Origin of the sequence: Cupriavidus sp. YAF13 (assembly GCF_052113425.1) — a bacterium.
Classification (GTDB): domain Bacteria; phylum Pseudomonadota; class Gammaproteobacteria; order Burkholderiales; family Burkholderiaceae; genus Cupriavidus.
The window spans coordinates 1-4679 of the sequence record NZ_JBFRDD010000120.1; the positions used below are offsets into that span (position 1 = coordinate 1).

General features: G+C 64.7%; 4 protein-coding genes. All 4 read right to left on the minus strand.

Features of this window, described 5'->3' with window-relative positions:
- Positions 1 to 2645, minus strand: a 2645-nt coding sequence (locus tag AB4061_RS40195) for an ImcF-related family protein (RefSeq protein WP_441641605.1), incomplete at its 3' end; no start/stop codon positions are given.
- Positions 2646 to 2737: 92 nt separating this feature from the next.
- Entirely contained in the window at positions 2738 to 3028 is a 291-nt protein-coding gene (locus AB4061_RS40200) for a PAAR domain-containing protein (RefSeq protein ID WP_441641606.1), read from the minus strand.
- 106 nt (positions 3029 to 3134) lie between these two features.
- Entirely contained in the window at positions 3135 to 4400 is a 1266-nt protein-coding gene (locus tag AB4061_RS40205) for a hypothetical protein (protein ID WP_441641607.1), read from the minus strand.
- Between the two features lie 88 nt (positions 4401 to 4488).
- A partial coding sequence (locus tag AB4061_RS40210; protein WP_441641608.1) for a T6SS immunity protein Tli4 family protein occupies positions 4489 to 4679 on the minus strand: 191 nt, incomplete at its 5' end.

Below are 4679 nucleotides of genomic sequence, written 5' to 3' on the forward strand. Positions count from 1 at the left end.
GGCCGCACGAACAGCGTCTCGCCCATGCCCGCCCACTGGCTGCCGAGGCTGGCCGCCATCAGCTGGGCATAGGCCTGGGTGTCGGCCAGTTCCGAGCCCTTGCCCTGGAACAGCGCCTGCGCCATCTGGCGGGCCTGCGCATCGGCATCAGCGCTGTTGCCGACCTGCTGCAGGCGCAAGCGCAGTGCCGTTGCGCGGTCGAGGAACCGTTGCAGGCTCAGGTCACCGCTGGTGCCAGCGTTGGTGCCAGCGTTGGCGCTGCCAAGCTGGCCCTGCGCCACCAGCCGCAGCACCGGGCCAAAGGCCGCACCCAGYGGCCCCGCCGCGTCCGGCTTCGCCACCTCGGGCCCCGCCGCCTTCTTGCCCAGCAGGTCCTGCGTCTTGGCCACCAGCGTGTCGGACAGCGAGTCCTGGCGGGCACCGGCGCCACCCTGGTACTCGAGCGACTTCATCAGCGCGATGACGGGTGACTGGCGCGCATCGGCCATCAGCTTGAGCTGCCCGATCGCAGCCGGCAGGGTCGGCGCCGGCTCCCATTGCAGGCTGTTCATGAAGCCCTGCCAATGCTCGGCGTAATCGGCGAAGTACTGCTCGGTCAGCGCCGCCTGCAGGGCTTCGGCCGAACGGCCTGCCGTCACTTGCGTCTGCTGCTGCTGCGATTGCGGTTGGCCGTCGGTCAGCACCCAGTCATTGGCGATCTCCGTGCGCCTGGCGGCCTGCTCGATCGCGCTCGCCACGTAGCCCTCATAGGCCTGGCGGGTGAAGACCCCGGGAACGATGGCGGTGGCTCGCACCAGCCCCCGGGGATCGGTGCCGGCGGTCAGCGCCGCCAGGGTCTGGTCCGGATACTTGCTGCCAGCGTGCTCGCCAAAGGCCTGGATCACGCCCCGATAGACGGTCTCCTCGGCGTTGCGCTCCCCGATCACGGCCAGCAGCGTCTGGCGGGCGCCGGCGACCAGCTCGGGCCGCGGCTCGATGCGCCCGGCCGGGTTGGACTTCAAATGCTCCGCATAGAAGGTGAGCAAGCGCTCGGCAACGTCCTGCCGCTCACCCGGGGTCATCCGGGCCTCAGTGGACCAATGCCGCACCAGTTGCGGGGCCAGGAAGGCCGGCTCGGCCCGTTCGGGGTTAGCCAGCATCAGATAGGTCTTGAGCGCCTGGTGGCCGCCCAGCGCCACCCGGTTGGTTGCCGCATCCAGCACCGTGGTGCGCAGTTGCGCGAGATCCACCAGCGACGCCTCCAGATCCCGCTGCACCGGCGTGACCAGCAGCTCGCGGCTGGCCCGCGCGTAGGGTTTCCACAGCGCGGCAAGGATCGCCGGATCGCGATTCAGGCCAAAGCGGGTCGCGAGCGGCGCGTGATGCTGGGTACGGTACTCGTAGCGCTCGATCTGCTGCTGCAAGGCAAGGAGCGCGCGCAGGCTGGCCGCCGGGTTGGGGGCTGACTGAAAGTCGCTCACGGATTGCCGGGCGGCGTGCATGTCCCGCCCGTTCAGCACGCCGGACACCAGCATGCCGGCACTCCACAAGCCGATGGCCGTCAGGCCCACAATGGCAGACACCGTGACCGGGTGCCAGCCGACGCGCTGTCCTGGCTGGCGGCGGGCGGCTTCGCCCAGGTAATGCCAGAGCGGCAGGTCGATGCTGCTCTGCACGCTCGCATCGCCGGCCACAGGCCGTGGATACGGCGCAAAGACGATGCCGTCCACGGCGATGCGCCGGCGCTGCCGGCCCCCCAATCCGGCGATCCAGTCGGCGAGCGCCTTGCCGCGGGTGTCGAGCCGCTGGGAAAGCTCTCCCATATAGCGGTCACGGTTGCCCGCCATCAGTTGCGCGACGACGCGCTGCGCCAGTTCGTCGCGCAGCATGCGCAGCGCGCCATCGATGGCGTCCGCGTCGGCCTGGCGCGGCAGTTCGCAGCCGATGACCGGCATGAGGCCGTGGGCCGCCGTTCTCGCCTCCGCCACATCCAGCAGGTAGACCGGGGCGGACCAGCGCAGCAATTCGGCGATGCGCGCCAGGCGCATTCCATGGGGATGGGTGCCGCGGCGCTGCGCCTGCAGATCCACTGCACTGTCCGTTGTGAGAATCACCGCGTCCACCGGACGGCGGCGGCGCAGTCGGTAGAGTGCCCCGAGCCAGTCGGCGTCCGGCCAGCCTTCCTTGTTGGTCTTGCTCCATAGCAACACCGCATCCGGGGTGATCAGCCAGCCTTGTTCTGTCAGTTCGGGCAGGAGGCGGGCGATGGCGGCGTCGTCGCCAGTGAGGAGCAGCCAGGGCTGGCGGTAGCGCCAGCGCAGGCCGTGTCGCTGCAGCAACTCCTTGCGAAGTGGCCCCAGCGGACTCGGCTCCGATCTATTCCGGTCACCGATGGCGAGGATGCTCGCCTGTGTCGTGCCAGCCGTCTCCGATTTCCGACGATCCAACCACTTGCCCAAGGTACGCAGGGCATCCCACCAGCGGCCCAGGCGATCCAACGACACGATAATGGCCAGCACAATGGCGCCAACAGCGACCACCGATAGCCAAAATCCTTGCGCTTCGAGCGTTTTGATACCTGCGTACTCGCCCCACATCAAAATAGCACCGGCGACTACCAGTGCGAGAACAAGTATCGAGGTCAGGTCGATCTGCAGCTTCTTCATTGTTCGGGAGATACGTTCATGCCCATGCTTTGGGCCCAATCGGGATACTTGATGCCCTCACAGGGGGCCAGGCCGCCAGTCGCGCGGCGTTGTTAGACATCCATGTAAGACGTGTGCTGTGACGGTATCAGTCGAGGGCTCGGATCACAGCGGCAGACACAGAGGTCATCGCTCAGTGCGGCTTGTCGCCCGTCAGGCCCCGTCATCGACAAGCGTGGCCCGGCACAAACGATCCGTCCCATCGTTTTGCAGACTGGACACCACACCGGATCGCCCTCATAAGCCTGCTCGCGATCTCCCACCTTGTCATCCCGTCCCCCGCCCTCAACAGTTCCACCAGAGGTCGTCAAATCACCTCTCGTGATGTCGTAACGTTTTGTCAAAACCAACTCCTCGTTTACCGCCTATCGGCCTGCATCGGTGCGACAACCCTTTCCAGTTCGATATAACTTGGCAACGCCGTCATCACCTCGGACGAATACGGTAGGGTCAAACCAGCCGCTTCTCGCGCGCTACCGAGCGCACGACCGCAGCATCCACGCCGCCAGGCTGTCCAGCAAAGACGATCTGACTTTGGACGTCACCGGATAGCGAACCAGCGGCGCAGGCTATCGCGAGCCAGGGTGCGGCAGTGCCGGCATGCCCGACGGTCTGGTCCAGGTCTGTTGGCCGCGCAGTCAGTCCAAGATGCACGGCGGCCTCGCGCAACACACCGGCCTGCGTTGCATCGAGGCCTGTCTGCCAGCCGCCGCGAATCTCCGCGGCAGTGATATCGCCCCATTTCACGGCATGCGACAAAGCGCCGTCCGACTGGTCGAACGGACCGCGTACCGGGCGATGCAGGCTTGCCTCTGACACCACTTGTAGCCCGCCGGCCTGTTCGCCTGGCATAAGAAGAAGCGCAACTCCCGCTTCCGCCGCACCGACGGGCGGCGTCTTGCTCAGCACTGGATACAGCTGAATGGCGACAATCAATCTCGCCTCGCGCCCTTCGCCGCCAGCAGCCTGATCAAGCCAACCGTCGAGAACATCGAGGCCGGCGGGTTCAGTCTCCTCGGAGATGCGCGTATCTCGAAGCTGATGTTCTCGCCAGCACTCTTGCCAGAGCGCCACATGATCCTTGCGAAGCAATCCTCCCGACACCCATAGACAAACGCTAAGATCAACCCGCGACGGCAAGGACTGGATGCGGCTGGCAAGATCGGCAAGTAATTCCGAATACAACCATCGTGTCACCTCGCGATGACGACGAGCGTCTGCCTCCTTTCCACCAGGATCAAGCGGTACGCCAGGCACCACCAGCCAGCGTGCCTTTGTGGGTCCACTGTCGCTGGCGATCGGCTTTTGGGTCTCCAGCCTGACAGTACCTGACCGTATGGTGCTCGTTGCATTTTCGCTCTGGTCCGACGAAAAACGATGGGCCGCACCGAGCAAGGCCAAGGGATGCGCCGCCAAGGCGAAGACGCGCTCGTTGTACCTGCGGATCACTTCGTTGCGCATCAGAACGTCAAGTCTGTGGCCCTCATGATGGCTATACCGGCGCAGTACTATCCACGCAGGTATCCCCATCGGAAACAGGATCAGGGTTGCCCAGAATTTCCACGTATGCGTGGGCAGATCTTTCGGCCATGACAGCAGGATCACGATTGCGCACGCCAGCGCCATGACGAGAAAGACGATCGTCCAGATAAACAGCGACGGCGAACCGCCCGGCTCCGGCTCTTCCTTCGGCAAAAGCGAGAAATCAACAGCCATGGCATCCCGCGCAGCACGGACCGAGATTGGATTTCAATTCGTTCACTGCTCTCTTCTCCTGTTACTAAGTTAATGGCTTGGGGGGATGTCAGAATCCGTTTGGACGCGGGCGCAAGGTTCGCGAGACAATGTCCCAGAACGCAATGGCTTCGCCTTCGGTCAGCGATGCCTTTTCGATAGGATCGCGTAGCACTCTATTCTCAGATCCAGTATCCATTTCCAAGATGACCAGGGGCGTTTGCGCACTGCCGATCCTGGAATTCGCCTCCAGCGCCAGAT

What these genes read in the sequence shown, in the direction of transcription:
- AB4061_RS40205 (WP_441641607.1), bottom strand. Translation starts at nt 4,400, where the DNA reads ATGGCTGTTGATTTCTCGCTTTTGCCGAAGGAAGAGCCGGAGCCGGGC.